Genomic DNA, 16,572 nt, shown 5'->3' with positions numbered 1-16,572 from the left:
ATAAGCAATAGCGCCGGCGGCAGGCAGCCAGCCGCGCCTGCAACCAGCGGCCGTGATGCGGTTGTTGTGCGCGCCCGGCGATGTCTTTGACAGGCCGGTCGTCAAGCGGTCTCGCCCATGCATCACCGATGGCAGCGCGCCGCCATCGGTGATGCGCAGCGGAGACCCGATGCGGCGGGATCGGCAGCTGCAGGGCGACTTCCATGCCGATGCCACGTACTGATCCAGCACCACGATCGGATAAAGTAGCGCGATGACAATCGAACTGAAGCCCGGCGGTCTGCTGATCGCGATCGAAGGCATCGACGGCGCCGGCAAGACCACCCTGGCCCGCAGCCTGGCCACCACGCTGGAAGCGGCCGGCGCGCGCGTCGTGCTCAGCAAGGAGCCAACCAATGGCCCCTGGGGCACCCAGCTGCGCCAGTCCGCCGCCACCGGCCGCCTCCGCGCGGACGAAGAAGCCGAGCTGCTGATCCGCGACCGCCACGAGCACGTGGACACCCTGATCGCACCGGCGCTGGCGCGCGGCGACATCGTGATCCTGGACCGCTATTTCCCCTCGATGGTCGCCTACCAGGGCGCCGCAGGCCTGCCGCTGGACGATCTACTGGAACGCAACGCCTTCGCGCCGCGCCCGGACGTGCTGCTGCTGCTCGACCTGCCCCCGCCCACCGGCCTGGCGCGTATCCGCGCCCGCGGCGATGCGCCCAATCACTTCGAGACCCAGGACAACCTGGAACGCTGCCGCAGCATCTTTGCCCAGCTGCAGCTGCCGGGGAAGCACGTCGTGGACGCCAGCGCCGATGCGGACAGCGTGCTCCGCCAGGCCCACGCCATCGTCGTTGCAGCACTGGCCGAGCGCCTGCGCGACGACGCCACCCACGCCGACGCCGACAAGGCCGCACTGGAACTGCTATCGGCCGGTCGCCCGGCCTGATCTGCTGTACGTCGACGTCCCTCCGCCCTTAGTAGCGGCCGGATTTAGAGTCCGGGGGGTAATGATATCGGTGTTGGCCAAATGTTGGGCATAAGCAGCCGGTGTCATGCCGCCGATCGCTTTTTTGGGTCGCTTCTCGTTGTATTCGCGTCGCCAGCGTTCGATCTCGGTGCGTGCATGCAGCAGCGTGGGGAACCAGTGTTCGTTGAGGCATTCGTCGCGTAGCCGGCCGTTGAACGATTCGACGTAGGCGTTCTGGTTTGGCTTGCCGGGCTGGATGAGACGTAGCTGCACACCACGGGCATGCGCCCAGGCGACCATCAGCCTTGCCGCAAAACTCCTTGCCGTTGTGCCCCAAGGGCAGGCTTCGCGCTCGGTTCGGATCACCTGCGGCAAACCGCGACTGTGCGCGAGCCGATCCAGCACGCGCGTCACCCCCTGCCAGGAGATCGCGCGCTCCAAGTCGATGGCGACCGCTTCGTGCGTGGCGTCGTCCACGATGACCAGACACTTGATCACCCGACCGTCCGCGGTGCGGTCGAACACGAAGTCAATCGACCACACCTGGTTGGCCTGCGCCGGCCGCAACAGCGGCTGACACTCGCCCACCGACACCTTTTTGCGCTTGCGGCGCCGGACCTGCAACTGCTGCTCGCGGTACAGCCGCTCCAACCGCTTGTAGTTCACGAGGCGTCCTTCCTGTCGCAGTTTGAGATAGATCATGCCCACGCCATAACGGCGATGGCGATGGCGATGCGCCAACGCAACAATGCGCTCGCGCAGCTCAACGTTGCGATCTTCGCGCGGGCAATAGCGCAGCGCGCTGGCACTCATCCCGATCGCCGCCAAGGCCCGGCGCTCGCTGGCACCGCACCCAATCCACTCGCGCATCAGCGCACGACGCGCCGGTGCGCTCACCACTTTTTTCGCAGCGCATCCTTGATCAGGTCGTTTTTCGAACAGCTGCTTGGCCAGCAACTTCTTCAGCCGCGCGTTCTCGGACTCCAGCTCCTTGAGCCGCTTGGCATCGGGCACGCTCATCCCGCCGAATTTGCTGCGCCATAGGTAGTACGAGGCCTCACTGAAGCCATGGCGCCGACATAGGTCTTTGATCGCCACGCCGCTTTCGGCCTCACGCAGAAAGCCGATGACCTGCTCGTCAGTAAAACGTTTCTTCACGTCCAATCTCCTTCGGGTAGGGAATTGGACTCCAAACTGGGACGCCACTCAAAATTGGGGGATGTCCGACCGACGATAGATTCGCCTTGATCGTTGTCTGTAGTCAGACAGACCCGCAAGTCGGCGTAGGAATAGCCCTAACCATTATAAAAGTGTGACCTGAAGCGAATTCCAACAAATTTTAATGGAGATATTGCACGCTCCTACCAACATGGAGAGTGCAAGTGCTAAAGCAGTTCCTAGGCTTGGCTTTAGTTGTGGGCGGTTTGTATTCAATGCCACCAAACGCTAATGCCGCCAATATTCGATGCGACACCTGTGCGTCAGATCTTGAGTTCCGAGAACAAGCTCTTGTCCAGGGACAAGGTACACACAACGTCTATAACCTTTTCGACAACACAATTCAGACGTGGCAGGTTCCCAAGCAGGACACTGGGACTGATCCTTGGCGCGTTGACCCAAAAAAGCCACTCGCGACGCGTACCGCAGCACAGCCTCCGGTGCGAGTTGCGACGAGCCCGCAAGCGGTAACTGAACTCGACCGGGCACACCGCGTCTTCGTGTCTGGCGGTTATACGCTCAAGCCAATCATCAATGTGCCAGTTGGAATCGTGAATGTTCCATCCGCACAGTCCAAAACTGCTATCGATGTTCTGGGCGACTTCAACTTGCGTTCAATGCTCGCGTCTGCCGTAGCGAGCAATGGCGTCTATAGCACGGTAGTCGGAACTAACCTAGCCACCGCCTTGGCCGACTTGCTCGCAGTCGCTGCTTCACCGCTGGGGCTTAAGCAGCAAGCGGGTGTGACCTTTCGTCTTGTCATGGCCGACGGCAGCACAATTGATTTTAAAATCTCCCTGGATGCAACAAACGGCGAATACATCAACGGCAGTGCCAGAACTCCTGGTGGCCAGCTAATTCCTGACAACATCAATCAGGTTCAAGGTGAGTGGACCAGTGCAGGTGGAGATAATTTAGAAGGCATGGCTGGCTACATGGGCGCGTTGGGCGCAAGCATGAACAACATCGGTGCCGGGGGAGTTACTCGCATAGCTTGCGTCAGCGCAGGTGAGGCGCGCGTCTGCACGGTCTATAGGCAATAGGAAGTAGAGCGCGGTAAGTCTCTAACCTCTACCACCCACAGCACCGGGCAGTCAGCACAGCACTGACTGCTCGGTGTCATTGCGCAGACTGCACTTGCAATGGCTCTCCGAGCAGTCCGCCAGGCGTCAACGCGTCGCCTGCAGCAGCCTTGCTAAGAACCTTCTCAGACAGATCGAGGTAGGCCCCGGCCCAAGCACTGCCCTCGCCTATTCGAGTAGCTGCGGCTGGCCATGGCCGCATCGCATGGGGAATTTTTGGGGAGTGAGTAGTGACAAACCGTTGCGATACCGGGCGCCCACGTTTTTCACCAGCCCTGTAAAACCTTTGCTGCATGGACGTTTCCGGGCGATTCGGACTTTGCGGGGATTGTGAAAAGACCTCCATGGTGCCGGCACCCGGATTCGAACTGGGGACCTACCGCTTACAAGGCGGTTGCTCTACCAACTGAGCTATGCCGGCAAAGGCAGGCGCGTTGCACGCCGGTGCGCATTCTAGCGCAGCGCGGCGCAATCTAGCGACCGCTGACGCGTTGCACCTGCGGTGTCCTGCAATGCACCGATCGCGGCCGTGCTGCGCACATCGATCCACCAGCGCGATTGCCCGGTGCCGCTGGGCAGCAACTGCGCCGGAAACCCCGCGCCGACCAGGCTGGCCTGACGTCGCTCGGCACGCTCGCGACTCTGGTACTGCCCCAGCGCGATGGTGTTGTCCTCGCCCTGGGCGATCAGGTAATAGTCGCCCATGCCGGCGGCGGCAATGCGCTTGACCACCGCCTGCGCCGCTGCATGATCGCCGACGTTGGGCAGCATCACCCGGAACGTACTGACCCCGGCGTCCTTGTCCTCGCGCACGCTGGTGCGCGTGGCCTGACCACGCAGGCGCGCCAGCGCCGCATCGGCATCGGCGCGTGCAGGATACGGCCCCAGGCTGGCGCAGCGCTCCGGTGCAGCGGCGGGAGCGGGCACCGCTGGCGATGGCTTGATCGCCGCTGCCGCTGCAACGTCGGCCAGTGCCGGAGCAACCTTGGCCGGCGATGGAACCTGTGCCGATGATTGCGACGTGGCGGCCCCCTTCGTGGCGGCCGCAGCAGTCGAAGAAGACGCTGCCGCTGGTGTCGTCGATGTCTCAGGCGCGACCGGGGCCTCCGATGGTGCGGTCGGCGCGGCACCCGGAGCGGCCGCGGCCGTGCCTGCCTCGCCTGACACCGCGGGCGCCGCTGCTTCCGCAGTGCTCGGCAGCACTTCCAGCCGCGCCACACCGGCCGGCTGCGGCGGTGCAGCCACCGCTGCCGGTGCCGGCTGCAACGCCCACCACAACGCCACACCGGCATTGAGGACGATCAGGACAACGATGAGTGCGCGTACATACATGCAATGGATTCTAAAAGGGGTCAGTCACAACGGGCGAGCGTTCGTCGACTCCGTGCCAACGCCAGGCAGTGGGCGCAGTGTACGAGCGCTGCCGACCGATTCCGTCTCCCTGCCGCGCCCGCCGCGTGGCCATGCGATCGCGTGGCTCGCCGTTCAAGGCGCCAACGCAGACCTCGCCCAGGTCGCCAGCCCATCCAGCACCAGCGCGGCGCGGAAGCTGGCATCGGGCAACAACGGCAGCAGCGGCGGCGCGCCGCCCCCGTGCACCAGCAGCCGCACCGGCATGCCCAGACTGCGCTGCGCGTGCTGCAGGCTGCGCTCGATCAGCGCCACCGCGGCGCCATCGCAACCGGAGGCCAGCGCGTCGTCGGTGTCGTCGGCCAGCTCGACATAGGTCCCGCCACTGGCCGGCAACTGCACCGCGCGCGCATGCAGCGCTTCGCGCATGGTGGTCGGCGAGGCGGCGATCCGTCCGCCGTGGTGCCGCCCATCGGCGCCCAGCACATCGATGGTCAATGCGGTACCCACGCCGGCCACCAGCACCGGTGCGTCGCCGCGTGCGCCCAGCAGCGCCAGGAAGCGATCCACCCCGAAGCGGCTCGGGTCTGCGTAGGCGATGCGGATGCCGGCGCATTCGGCCGTGGTCCGTACGATGCGCACCTGTTCGAAGCGCTCGCGCAGGCAGCCGAGCATGCGCTGCGTCAACGCCGGCGCAGCCACGCTGGCCACGTGCGCGATGCGCCCGGTGGGCAACGCCGACAATGCGGCCGCATCCATCGCCTCGGCGCCGTGCGGCCAGGCCTGCACGTCGCCGGCGCGGTCGCCATGCAGCGGCGCGTACTTGAACCGGGAATTCCCCAGGTCGAACAACCACTCGCTCATGCAGGTCTCACGCTCACTTCTCCGGAGTGGAACAGCCGCACCGTCTCGCCCAGTTGCACCCGCAACGCACCGTCGGCCGCCAGGCCAAGCGCAACGCCACGATGCCGGGTGCCGGCCTCTTCAACCTGCACCGCGCGGCCGCTCAACACGTCCAAGGCCGCATAGCGGCTCAAGAACGGGGCCAGGCCCTGGGCCTCGAACAGCGCCAGCGCCGGCAGCAGCGCGGACAACACCGCAGCCACCACGGTATCGCGCGACACCGTGTGGCCGGCCAGCGTATCCAGATCCACCCACGGTTGGTCGATCGCAGCAGCGGCCGCAGCCGGCATATGCACGTTCAAACCCAGCCCGATCACCGCACGCGCATTGCCGGCCATTTCGCCGCCGCCTTCGATCAGCAGGCCGCCCAGCTTGCGCTCGCGCGCCAGCAGGTCGTTGGGCCACTTCAGTCCGACATCGGCAAAGCCGCAATCACGCAAGGCCTCGGCCACCGCCACACCCACGGCCAGGCTCAGCCCGGCCAACTGGCCCAGCCCGCCGCTGAAACGGCGCGAGGCCGACAGATAGATGTGCGCCCCCAGTGGCGAGGTCCATTGACGCCCACGCCGGCCGCGCCCGCCGGTCTGCCGCTCGGCCAGCAGTACCGCCACGCCCTGCTCCGGCGCCGGGCGCGCCAGCAAGCTGGTATTGGTGGATTCCAGCGTCCAGGCGACCTCCAGGGCAGCCAGGCCTGCCAGCGCATCGGCCGACATCGCCGCACGAATGCGCGCGTCGTCCAGCAGGTCCAGCGGCGCTGCCAGGCGGTAGCCGTCCCCGGCCCGCCCTTCGATCTCGACCCCGGCCGCGCGCAGATTCTGGATGCGCTTCCACACCGCCGCACGGGTCAGCCCGGCATCGCGCGCCAGCGCATCGCCGGATAGCCGGCCACTCGCAAGTTTGGCCAGCAAGGCGCGGTCATCCACGGCAAGGTCCCCAAATCGATCCGTGAAAGTATGCGCCAAGCGCCCGCACCCGCCCAGCCTGGCTTGCGTGAGGGAGTGAAAAGCACGTTATGATCGGCGACTCACGCCGCTTGCCCTGGATGTGGACGATGCGCCGAATCACGGTTTGCCTGCTCCTGTTGTTGGCTCCGCTTGCCGCGCTGGCATCGGACCAGCTGGCCGATGGCGATCATGAGAGCTGCGTCAGCAGCAACTCGGCGGCACGCGGCAGAACCCCCAACGGCGATTCGGCAGCCCCGGCACGCGCTCCCGCACACAAGCCGGCACCGGCCACAGGCGGCGGTGGCAGCGAGGGCGACGGACTGTTCCCACGCATGCGCACGATGCCGCGCTGGCATAGCTTCCTGCCGGGCATGTTCCGCTGATCCAGTGGTTGTTGCGCCGGCTGCGCCGGCCGCCGCTCGACATTCCCGATGCGTTATGGCTGCCGGTTTTCCGCCGCTGCGGCTGGATCGCTGCGCTCGACCCGCCCCGCCAGCAACGTCTGCGTGCCTTGACCGCGCAGTTCCTGCAGCAAAAAACCATTTCTCCGGTCGACGGGCTGCAGCTGCAACCGCACGATTGCGTCCTGCTGGCTGCCACCTGCTGCCTGCCGCTGCTGAACATCGGCGCGACCGGCTGGCGTGGCTGGTCGCAGCTGATCGTCTACCCGGATGCGTTCCGCGTGCAGCGCACGCACATGGATGCGGCCGGGGTGATGCACGCCTGGGACGACGCCCTGATCGGCGAGGCCTGGGAGCAAGGCCCGCTGATCGTCAGCTGGGCCGACGTGCAGGCCGACCTGGACGACCCGCAGGCCGGCTTCAACGTGATCGTGCATGAGATGGCGCACAAGCTCGATGCACTGGATGGCGTGCTCGACGGCACCCCGCCGCTGCCGCGCGATGCGCAGCGCGCCTGGGCACGCGATTTTCAGCGCGCATTCGATGCGTTCTGCCAACGCGTCGATGCCGGCGAAGACACCGAGATCGACCCGTATGCCGCCGAGGCACCGGAGGAATTCTTCGCGGTCGTGAGCGAGTACCACTTCTCCGCACCGCAGCTGCTGGCGCGCGTCATGCCGGATGTCGCTGCGCAGCTGACGCGTTTTTATGGCCCTTCGCCGTTTGCGTCTTCAGCACAGCGTTGACGGTGTGGTGACATGCCTGCATGAGTTGCGAGTGTCGTCATGCAACGCTGACGCGTGCGTCGACCGCATGCGTTCCAACCGACTGACCGCAACAATGCGCGATGCCACGCACGACGGCACGCGAGACGGACCAGGATCGCCAGCGCATTGCCACGCACTCAGACCAGCCCGAGATCGCGCGGCCTGGCCCCGGGAAACACACGTTCCAGCTGCGCAGGCGACAATCCCCACAACCGACTCAGTACACCGCCGAACAGGCTGCGGTAATTGGTGAGCACCGGATAATCGCGGTTCTGCAGCAGCTGCGCCTGCGCAACGGCGACCTGCTCGCCCGCGATCCGGCCGCCGCGCACGCTGCCGCCCAGCACCCAGTAGGTGGTGCCGTGCCCGTGATCGGTGCCCTTGCTGCCATTCTCGCGGAAGGTGCGGCCGAACTCGGACAGCACCACCACCACGGTGTCCTTCCATGCCGGCCCCAGGGCGTCGGCGTACGCCGCCAGTCCTTCGCCCAGGTTACGCAGATTGTTCGCCAGGCCACCTTCGACACTGCCCTGATTGGCGTGCGTGTCCCAGCCGCCGACATCGACAAATCCCAACCGATAACGCTCGCGCATCAGGCTCGCCATGCGCCGGGTTTCGTCGGCGAAGGTGCGCGCACTGGCGGCGCCGCGACCGGCCTGCTCCATCTCTTCGCGTAGCTGCGTGGTGACCTGCTGACGCAGTGCCAGCCCCTCGCGCGCGGCCGCCGCCAGCGGCGTTGCCTCGTACATCTGCGACAGGATCTGCGCCTGACGCGCATCCAGACCGCCCTTGCCGATGCCCCGCAACGACACATTGGGCAAGTCGCCGCCGCCCTGAAAGGTCAGCGGCAAGGAATCGGTGAAGGCAATCGCCGGCACCCCGCTGAGCACACCCGACAGGCGCGCCATGAAGCCGGAACGATAATCGCGGCGCTGCCGGCCGGCCTGCCCGGATTCGATATCGTCCTGGGTTTCGAAGTGACTGCGCGACAGATCGTCGGTACCGGCAAACGGTACGAACGCCAGCTGCCGGCGTTGCCATAGCGGCAGCAGCGCATCGCGCATTACCGGGTTGAGGCCCCATTGCGTATCCAACGCAACGGCACTGTTCGGATTGGCCGCATCCGGCCGTGCAATCGCCAGAGTCGGACGCGCCTGATAATAAAAATCGCTGGCATGCGGCACCAGCAGATTGTTGCTGTCGTAGCCGCCACGCAGAAACACCACCAGCATGCGCGCACTGTCGCGCGGAGCGGCAAACAAGCGACCGCTCCAGGGCAGACTTGCGGCCGCTGCAGAGGCAAGCAGAAATTGACGGCGTTGCATGGCGCACTCCCGTGGCGATGATCGCTGGTCGATTGTCGAAACAGCGGGTGTTGAATCGGCAGCCGTCGAATCGGCGACCCTCGAATCAGCGATAGTTGAAGTCCGGCGATGACAGCAGGAATCCATTCCATTCCGCAGGCGAACGCGCCTGCCCTAGAGCATCACGCGTGCCATTGGAAAGCGACGGCGCAACCCAGCGATACGATAGGCGCGTGTCGATCTGCGTCAGCGCCGGAAGTGGTGTGTCGTTATCGCCATCGAAGCGGAACAATTGCTTGGGTCCGCCACCCAGCGCACGCGCCACCTCGAAGCGGCGCGCCAGTTGCCCGGAGCTGGTCCATGCCTGCGATTGCAGCGACCACCCATCGGGGGTGATGCGCCCGAACAGCGGCTCGCCGAGTTGCTGCAGCCAGCTCGCCATCGGCGCGGCATTGACCACCGGCTGGCCTTCGTAGGCCAGCCGCATCGCCGACACCACGAACCGGTTCGGATCCTTGAACTTGCGCGGTTGCGCCTGCGTAAATTCCGCTGAGTCCAGCATGGCCCGCATGACCATGGCGATATCGCCATCGCTGCGTTGAAACGTGTTCGCCATGCGCTCGACCAGCGCGGCCGGCGGCTTATCGCTGACAAAGTACTCGGCCAGGCGCTGCGACACGAACCGCGCGCACGCCGGTTGCCGCACCAACAGCTGCACCGCACGCTCGATCTCATCCAGGCCGCCCGCGGCGATGCGCTGGTCCAGCAAGGTCTTGTCGCCGGGTTGATGGCGCGCAGGATCGAATTCGAACAGCCCCCTGCGCACCACCGGCGGCTGCCCCGGCGCAGCAATCGGCAAGGGCGGAGCGCCCCCGGCCTTGACCGGCACCAGGCCGGCACCGGTGAGTATCAGCGCCAGTTGCTGCACATCCTGCTGGCTGTAACCGCCGTGCACGCCCAGCGTATGCAACTCCATCAATTCGCGCGCGTAATTTTCGTTGACCTTGCCTTTGGCGTTCTTGGCGTTGTCCAGATATTCCAGCATCGCCGGGCTTTCCAGCGTCGCCAGCACCAGGTCGGCGAACTTGCCGGTGGCATGCGGGCGGATCGCGTTTTCCATGTAATCGGCCGCCATCCATTTCACCCGCCCCTTGTCGGCGTACACACTGAAATGATTGAGCCAGAACCACACCAGCTGCTCATGCACCTGCTCCGGCGCATACACCGCACGCAGCAGCTGCGCCTGACGCGCCTGGGTCAGCATCTGCCCGCCACGCGCCTGCCACGCTTTGCGCAATGCCGTCTTTTCTTCGCCATCGGGCATGCCTTGCAGGCGAATCTTGTCGGCCTCGTACTGCGTCAGCAAAGTCAGCAACGGCGTGTGCAATGCATCGAATTGCCGCAATTGTGCACGGATCGGCGCTGGCAATGCCGCATCGTCGCCGGCTTGCAGCAGCAACCTGCCGTAGCGCTTGGGACCGAGCCGCTGCAGCTGCGCTGCGCTGTCGGCGCCCACGCCGTAGGTCGCGCGCTGCAGCCAGCGCGTCTGTGCCGGCGTCAGTGCTGAATTGGCAGCACTGCACGACATGGCGAAGGCACAGCACGCCAGCAGCCACATCAGCTGCCATCGGTGATGGCGGGGCGTAGCCACTGGATGTGCGCTCAGCCAACGTGTCTGTGCATTGCGCTCGAACATGCAGCTCTCCATCGCAACGGCCTGCAAGCGACCCAGTATGGTCAAGCCAACGCGCGGGGCGTTAAACGGTTGTCGGAGTGCACTGCGACGTTGACCACGGGTTCATTCGGCGACGCATGCCGGTCACAGTCCCGGCGGCAGGGTCACATCGAAGCGGGCGCCGCCCAGTTCCTGCGAACGCACCACCTGCAGCTCGCCGCGGTAGGCCTTGATCAGATCCTGCACAATCGACATACCGATGCCGTGGCCTTGCACGCGCTCGTCGCCACGCACGCCACGCTGCAGGATCTTGGCGACATCTTCCGGCGCGATGCCGGGGCCGTCGTCTTCCACCGACAGGATCAATCCGGCGCGACGGCTGCCGGTGGTGGGACCGGGCTGTGCGGTCAGCAGCACGCGGCTGCGCGCCCACTTGAAGCCGTTTTCAAGCAGATTGCCCAGCAGTTCCTGCAGATCGCCCGGCTCACCATGAAAACGCGCGTCGGGCGAAATATCGAACTCGCACAACACGCCCTTGACCGAATAGACCTTCTCCAGTCCGCGTACGATCTCTTCGGCGGTCGACTCGATCGGCAGCGGTGCGGCAAACAGCTTGTGCCCGCTGGAGGCAGCGCGCGCGAGCTGGTAGGACACCAGATCATTCATGCGGCGCAACTGCACATCCATTTCCTCGTGCAGATCGCGCTCGGACTGACCGCTATCGAGCTGGGTGCGCAACACCGCGATCGGCGTCTTGAGGCTATGTGCCAGGTCGGCCAGCGTATTGCGCTGGCGGTCCAGATTGTCGCGCTCGCTCTCGATGAAGGCATTGATGCTTTCGGTCAGCGGCTCCAGTTCGCGCGGATGCTGCTCGCTCATGCGCTGGATCTCGCCGCGCTGCACCTTGGATAGCTCATTGATCACCCGCCGCAGCGGACGCAGGCTCCACTGCAGGATGAAGGCCTGCAGCACCAGCAGTACCACACCGGCACTGCCGAGATAGAACCACACCGCACTACGAAACACGCGCAGCTGCGCGCCCATCGAGCGCGCATCTTCCATCACATAGATGGTGTACGGAATCTCGCCGCCGTGTTCGCGCTCGACGTAACTCACGCCCAGGCCGTAGCGGTACAACTGGCCCACGCTGCCGTCGATCTGGGTCATCTCCAGCGGGCCGATGAATTCTTCCTGGCGGGGCTCGAGCATGCGCCCGTGCGGAATGTTCGGGCCTTCGGCCGACATCGAGGTCCAGCTTTCGTCCGGGCGCACGACTTCCACGTACAGCCCGCCGCCGGGCACATCGAAGCGTGGGTCCGGTGGCTGTCCGCCGATATACAGCGAGCCGTCGCGGACGAAATCGATATTGGCGGCGTACGCAGAGGCGTAGTTCTTCAACCGCTCTCGCAGATTCTTTTCGGCAGTGTCGGCAAACGCCACGTCCAGCGCATAGCCCGCAAGCGCAAGGAAGGCCACCAGACTGAGGCTGGCAGCCAACAGCTGACGGGCCTGCAGGGAGCGCGGCCGCCAGCGTCTATACCACTTGGAGCGACCCGCCACCTGATCTTCCTGTTTGCCGAGGCGCGGATTCAGCCTTCGGTACGCGGAATGGCGAAACGATAGCCACGACCGCGGACGGTCTCGATCGGCTTGAGCTCGCCGTCGGGATCGAGCTTCTTGCGCAGGCGGCCGATGAACACTTCCAGCACGTTCGAATCGCGATCGAAATCCTGCTGATAGATGTGCTCGGTCAGATCGGCCTTGGAGACCAGTTCGCCGGCATGCATCATCAGGTATTCGAGCACCTTGTACTCGTAACTGGTCAGATCCACGTTGGCGCCATTGACGCTGACCGTCTGCGCTGCCAGATCCAGAGCGACCGGGCCACATTCCAGCGTCGGCTTGCTCCAGCCCGCCGCGCGCCGCAGCAGCGCATTGACGCGCGCCAGCAGCTCTTCGACATGAAACGGCTTGACCAGGTAATCGTCGGCACCCTGCTTGAGGCCTTCGACCTTGTCCTGCCAGCTCGAACGCGCGGTCAGGATCAGCACCGGGAATTTCTTGCCCTCGTCGCGCAACGCCTTGATCAGCTCCATGCCAGACATCTTGGGCAGGCCAAGGTCGATGATGCCGACATCGAACGGGACTTCGCGGCCCATGTACAGACCTTCTTCGCCGTCTTGTGCAGCGTCGACAGCAAAGCCTTCGCGCTTCAGGCGCGCGGCAAGGGTCTCGCGCAGCGGAGCTTCGTCTTCGACCAAAAGGATACGCATGCACTCTCCCTAGTTACGTTGTCGGCCAATGGCCGGGGAATTTATAAGACTGAACGCAGAACTATCTACGTCTAGTGGTTATCGTCGCGTGGTGGCGCTTCTGGCGGAGCCTGGCTACGCGGCGGCGCGGCCTGCATCTGCTCGGACTCGTACACGGTGTGCACGCGGCCATCCTTCATGTACTTGACCCGGTTGAGATTGCCCCCGTCAAACGGCACGCGTTCGGCGCTGAGAATCTGTCCACCGGTAGACCGCTGAACCTGCCGGATGGTGTCAGAGAGCGTGCGCCCGTTGCCGCGCGCGGACGGCGGCAACGCCTCGCGTCCCGCATGCGACATCGGGTATTCCTGACACCACGCCGACGGCGCTGCCATGGCTACCCCGAGGGCAACCAGAACGACATAGCGAGCGCGGCAGAACGGCTGGGTCACAATCAATCCTAGCGGGTTGTTCAGGAACATTCAAAATTCGTGAAACCGGCCAACCGATCACAGCTGGTCGAGCCCGAGAATAGACCCAAATTCTTGATTTTGCGGGGTGAATCCCATCTGAACTTTTTAGCTTTGTGTTAACGCTGTTCAGTGAAATGAACCCCAGGACTGCGTGGAAAAGCCACTCAACGCTGGATTTCGCAGTCGCGCCTGGCAGGCGGCACCGCTGTCAGGTGCAGGCATCGGATATGGCGGTTCAGGTAAAGCAAGCCGAAGGCCAGTTCAGGCCACCACGCGCCAGGCCTGGGTGTCGGTGCGCTGCAAGGCCTGCTCGACCAGATCCCAACCGGCACCGGGCCGGTGTGCGCCTTCGCTCAACACCTGCCGGAACGCGCGGCCGCCCGGCTGCCCATGGAACAACCCCAACACGTGCCGGGTCATGTGCTTCAGCGCCAGGCCGCGTGCCAGTTGGGACTCGACGTAGGGCCGCAAGGCACGCAGCAATTGGTCGCGCGGCCGCTCCGCACGCTGATTCAGGGCCGCATCCAGGCGATGCAGCACGTAGGGGTCGTGGTAAGCGGCGCGGCCGAGCATGACGCCGTCGGCCTGTTGCAGATGCTCCATTGCGGTCTCCACCGCCGCAATTCCGCCATTGAGTACCACCGGCAACGCGGGGCGCTCCTGCTTGAGGCGATACGCCCAGTCGTAACGCAGCGGCGGTACTTCGCGGTTTTCCTTGGGGGACAAGCCTTTGAGCCATGCGTTGCGGGCATGCACCACCACCATGGCCGCGCCGGCCGCGACCACCTGGTCGACGAAGCTGGCGAACACGGCGTAGTCGTCATCGTCATCCACGCCGAGGCGGCATTTGACCGTGATCGGCAACGTGGTCGCCGCAGACATCGCGGCGACACACTCGGCGACCAGCGCCGGCTCGCGCATCAGACAGGCACCGAAGCGCCCGGCCTGCACCCGATCGGACGGGCAACCGCAATTGAGGTTGATCTCGTCATAACCCCACTCGTGCGCGATCGCTGCGGCCTGCGCAAGCAGCGCCGGCTCGCTGCCGCCCAGTTGCAGCGCCAGCGGGTGTTCGACCGCATCGAAGCCGATCAGCCGCGCGCGATCGCCATGGATCACCGCATTGGCGTGCACCATCTCGGTATATAGCCGCGCCGAGGGTGCCAGCAGGCGATGGAAGACCCGGCAATGGCGGTCGGTCCAGTCCATCATCGGGGCGACGGACAGGCGCAGGGAGGCGGCGTAGCGATCGGCGGAGGCGGTCATCGACATGTGGCCGCAGCGGGCAGCCATCGGAATGCGGAGCAGGATCAACAGCTTACACGGGCGTGGATGAATCTGCCGCAGCGCGGCATGGCGCCCTGCGGCGTTAACCTGCCTGAGCCCGCGGCAGGATCGCCTATTCGCTGCGCCAGGCGATCGGCCCGTATCAACCGTCCCAATTCGGGCATGACGCGCATTTATGGATTGCACTGGTGGCGCGCTTGGTCGGCCACCATCACGGCTATTTCTGCCGTCGGAAGGGGCGAACAACATCGCGCTGACGCTGTTTTCGCTGCCCTCGCTCGCCGGGTACGCGCTTCACCGGGCGGCATCGCTGCAGGATGCGCAGTGTCTTGCGGCGTTCGCCTATGCCGAGCGAATGCGGTCCATCATCGGTGGCGAGCGGAGCGTGTTTTGTCCAGTGCTGGCGTAGCGCACTGCGCCTGGACGGGATCTGCGGTTACGGGTTACGCAGGCCCACGCGCTCTTCGGCGCTCAGCGGCTTGCCGAGGGCGTGATACGAGGCGGCCAAGGTGATCAGGGCGGTGCCCAGCACGGTGTAGAAGCTCCACGACGTGGCCAGCACGTGTACCTGACCGAACACCAGGGCGACCACGGCAGTGGCGGTGCACAGCACCATGGCCAGCAGGGACATCAGGAAAGGGATGGAGGGATCGAGCTTCATGGTCCGGGGGTTCCAGTGTGCGATAGCGGAAGCATCGGCGTTCGCAGCGCTTTCTTGAACTGTTTTTTGCGGTTTTCCCGAACAGATTTTAAGCAAGTCACCGCGCGCTCAGACTTCTGTCAAACCCTTGGCGCACAAGCATTTCAACGTCAGGAGACTCCTGACGCGGTGGCACAAAAATCACCACTTCCGCCAGAGATCCAACGCGCCTGCGGCAGAAAACCGGCGGCGCGGTGGCTGCACTTTTTCGGTGGGCGGCGGAGGCGGATCGGGCTTGTCGGCAGGCGACCGATCGATCCAGGAACAACCATGTAGGGTGCGCAACGGTTGGTCCCCAAGCCGCGTCGGCGGTCATAGCGGAGCTGGTGGTCGCCAGTACCTGTCAGTCGCGTAAGCGCGCACGCGATGCTTGCTGCGAGCCAGGCCGCCGAAGCTCGGGGTACAGGAGTTCGGGACTCAGGCGATGGCGATCCTCGATTTACCTAACGGCCACTGTCACGGACCTGGCCCCGCAATCGCGCACAGCGCGTTGAGGACGGCCGAGCGCGAGGCGCGCAGACAGTCTGCAGGCGGCTGGCGGCTGGGCACGGCGCGCACCTGCCGGGCAAGCACCGCCAATGGCTCGCACCGGCGGCAGGTCTGGCGCTGGCCGAAGAGCGCCTACGCGAGGTGGGTGCTGACGCCCGGCGCGCCAGGGATGACTGGTGCGTGCGCTCAGCGCGCCGGAGCAGTCGCGAACTCGCCGCGTTGCAACTTGGTCACATCGTTGCCCTGCCCGTCCTTGAGGCTGAGGTCCGCGCCCTTGGCGGCCAGATCCTTGAGCACGTCGCTGCGCTGGAACAGCGCTGCGTACATCGCGGCGGTCTGACCGGCGTTGTTGCGCTGGTCAGGCGCGCAGTCGGCCTGCATCAGGCGCTTGGCGATGCCCAGCTCGCCCTTGAAGATTGCGCCCATCAGCGCGGTATTGCCGCGCTTGTCCTGCGTGCAGGGGTCGGCACCGGCGCTGAGCAACTGCTCCACTGCGGGGCGCTGGCCGTGATAGGCCGCCAGGATCAGCGCGGTGTAGCCCTTCTCGTCGCGGGTATTGAGGTCGTAGTGCGAGCGGATGAACTCGGCCAGCATGTCCTGCCGCCCCTCGCGTGCCGCGTCGAAGAAGTACTCGCGCAACTGCAGCTTGATCTGCGCCGGGTCGGCCGCGGCAGTCGTGGCGCTGGTGGACATCGGCGCGGGCGAGGCAGCGTTGGCAGCTGCAGACAAGGTGCCAAGCATCAGAAACAGCAGGGTGCGCATATGGCTC

At 65.1% G+C, this 16,572-nt stretch carries 16 protein-coding genes and 1 tRNA gene; 4 read left to right on the top strand and 13 right to left on the bottom strand.

The features are described from left to right. The first annotated feature begins 253 nt into the window (after positions 1-253). Entirely contained in the window at positions 254-937 is a 684-nt protein-coding gene (tmk, locus tag XaplCFBP3123_RS16245; RefSeq protein ID WP_104534960.1) for a dTMP kinase, read from the top strand. Here the strand turns inward: tmk and XaplCFBP3123_RS16240 are convergent. Further along, a complete protein-coding gene (locus XaplCFBP3123_RS16240) occupies positions 914-2,116 on the bottom strand; it encodes an IS3 family transposase (RefSeq protein WP_429001634.1) in 1,203 nt (400 codons plus the stop codon). The genes tmk and XaplCFBP3123_RS16240 overlap by 24 nt on opposite strands. Positions 2,117-2,340: 224 nt before the next feature. Here XaplCFBP3123_RS16240 and XaplCFBP3123_RS21280 point away from each other — a divergent pair, with 224 nt between their 5' ends. After that, entirely contained in the window at positions 2,341-3,219 is an 879-nt protein-coding gene (locus tag XaplCFBP3123_RS21280; protein WP_146091366.1) for a hypothetical protein, read from the top strand. A gap of 384 nt (positions 3,220-3,603) precedes the next feature. Here XaplCFBP3123_RS21280 and XaplCFBP3123_RS16235 read toward each other — a convergent pair. From XaplCFBP3123_RS16235 to birA, 4 genes are all read right to left on the bottom strand, one after another. Next, positions 3,604-3,679 (bottom strand) — tRNA-Thr (locus XaplCFBP3123_RS16235). Positions 3,680-3,711: 32 nt separating this feature from the next. Then, positions 3,712-4,590 (bottom strand): SPOR domain-containing protein, encoded by an 879-nt coding sequence (locus XaplCFBP3123_RS16230; protein ID WP_104534959.1) that lies wholly within the window; start codon positions 4,588-4,590, stop codon positions 3,712-3,714. Positions 4,591-4,743: 153 nt separating this feature from the next. Further along, positions 4,744-5,472 carry a type III pantothenate kinase gene (locus tag XaplCFBP3123_RS16225; RefSeq protein ID WP_104534958.1) on the bottom strand — a complete coding sequence of 243 codons (729 nt, stop codon included), beginning with the start codon at positions 5,470-5,472 and terminating at the stop codon, positions 4,744-4,746. Continuing rightward, positions 5,469-6,473, bottom strand: a complete 1,005-nt coding sequence (gene birA / locus XaplCFBP3123_RS16220) for a bifunctional biotin--[acetyl-CoA-carboxylase] ligase/biotin operon repressor BirA (protein WP_343125494.1) — start codon at positions 6,471-6,473, stop codon at positions 5,469-5,471. The genes XaplCFBP3123_RS16225 and birA overlap by 4 nt, the downstream gene beginning before the upstream one ends. A 50-nt stretch (positions 6,474-6,523) precedes the next feature. Here birA and XaplCFBP3123_RS16215 point away from each other — a divergent pair, with 50 nt between their 5' ends. Next, complete coding sequence (locus tag XaplCFBP3123_RS16215; RefSeq protein ID WP_104534956.1) at positions 6,524-6,838, top strand: hypothetical protein; 315 nt, start codon at positions 6,524-6,526, stop codon at positions 6,836-6,838. A gap of 8 nt (positions 6,839-6,846) precedes the next feature. Then, positions 6,847-7,602: a zinc-dependent peptidase gene (locus XaplCFBP3123_RS16210; RefSeq protein ID WP_104534955.1), complete on the top strand. Its 756-nt coding sequence runs from the start codon at positions 6,847-6,849 to the stop codon at positions 7,600-7,602. Between the two features lie 158 nt (positions 7,603-7,760). Here the strand turns inward: XaplCFBP3123_RS16210 and XaplCFBP3123_RS16205 are convergent, their stop codons facing one another. The 8 genes from XaplCFBP3123_RS16205 to XaplCFBP3123_RS16160 all read right to left on the bottom strand — a co-directional run bounded on the left by XaplCFBP3123_RS16205 (position 7,761) and on the right by XaplCFBP3123_RS16160 (position 16,565). Further along, positions 7,761-8,948: a DUF1501 domain-containing protein gene (locus XaplCFBP3123_RS16205; protein ID WP_104534954.1), complete on the bottom strand. Its 1,188-nt coding sequence runs from the start codon at positions 8,946-8,948 to the stop codon at positions 7,761-7,763. 85 nt (positions 8,949-9,033) lie between these two features. Beyond that, entirely contained in the window at positions 9,034-10,623 is a 1,590-nt protein-coding gene (locus XaplCFBP3123_RS16200) for a DUF1800 domain-containing protein (RefSeq protein WP_172453318.1), read from the bottom strand. Positions 10,624-10,746: 123 nt separating this feature from the next. Continuing rightward, positions 10,747-12,117 carry an ATP-binding protein gene (locus XaplCFBP3123_RS16195; RefSeq protein ID WP_172453329.1) on the bottom strand — a complete coding sequence of 457 codons (1,371 nt, stop codon included), beginning with the start codon at positions 12,115-12,117 and terminating at the stop codon, positions 10,747-10,749. A gap of 74 nt (positions 12,118-12,191) precedes the next feature. Next, a complete protein-coding gene (locus tag XaplCFBP3123_RS16190) occupies positions 12,192-12,875 on the bottom strand; it encodes a response regulator transcription factor (protein ID WP_002808458.1) in 684 nt (227 codons plus the stop codon). 71 nt (positions 12,876-12,946) lie between these two features. After that, a complete protein-coding gene (locus XaplCFBP3123_RS16185) occupies positions 12,947-13,312 on the bottom strand; it encodes a hypothetical protein (RefSeq protein ID WP_172453328.1) in 366 nt (121 codons plus the stop codon). A 276-nt stretch (positions 13,313-13,588) separates the two neighbouring features. Beyond that, positions 13,589-14,593, bottom strand: coding sequence for a tRNA dihydrouridine(20/20a) synthase DusA (dusA, locus tag XaplCFBP3123_RS16180; RefSeq protein WP_104535040.1), 1,005 nt, complete (start codon positions 14,591-14,593; stop codon positions 13,589-13,591). A 457-nt stretch (positions 14,594-15,050) separates the two neighbouring features. Beyond that, positions 15,051-15,275, bottom strand: a complete 225-nt coding sequence (locus XaplCFBP3123_RS16170; RefSeq protein ID WP_172453317.1) for a hypothetical protein — start codon at positions 15,273-15,275, stop codon at positions 15,051-15,053. Positions 15,276-15,989: 714 nt separating this feature from the next. Then, complete coding sequence (locus XaplCFBP3123_RS16160) at positions 15,990-16,565, bottom strand: ankyrin repeat domain-containing protein (RefSeq protein ID WP_104534951.1); 576 nt, start codon at positions 16,563-16,565, stop codon at positions 15,990-15,992. Positions 16,566-16,572: the final 7 nt, after the last annotated feature.

Source organism: Xanthomonas arboricola pv. populi, assembly GCF_002939945.1.
GTDB lineage: Bacteria > Pseudomonadota > Gammaproteobacteria > Xanthomonadales > Xanthomonadaceae > Xanthomonas > Xanthomonas arboricola_A.
The sequence above is the reverse complement of the archived record's forward strand: the minus strand, read 5'-3'. Positions and strand labels throughout refer to the sequence as shown.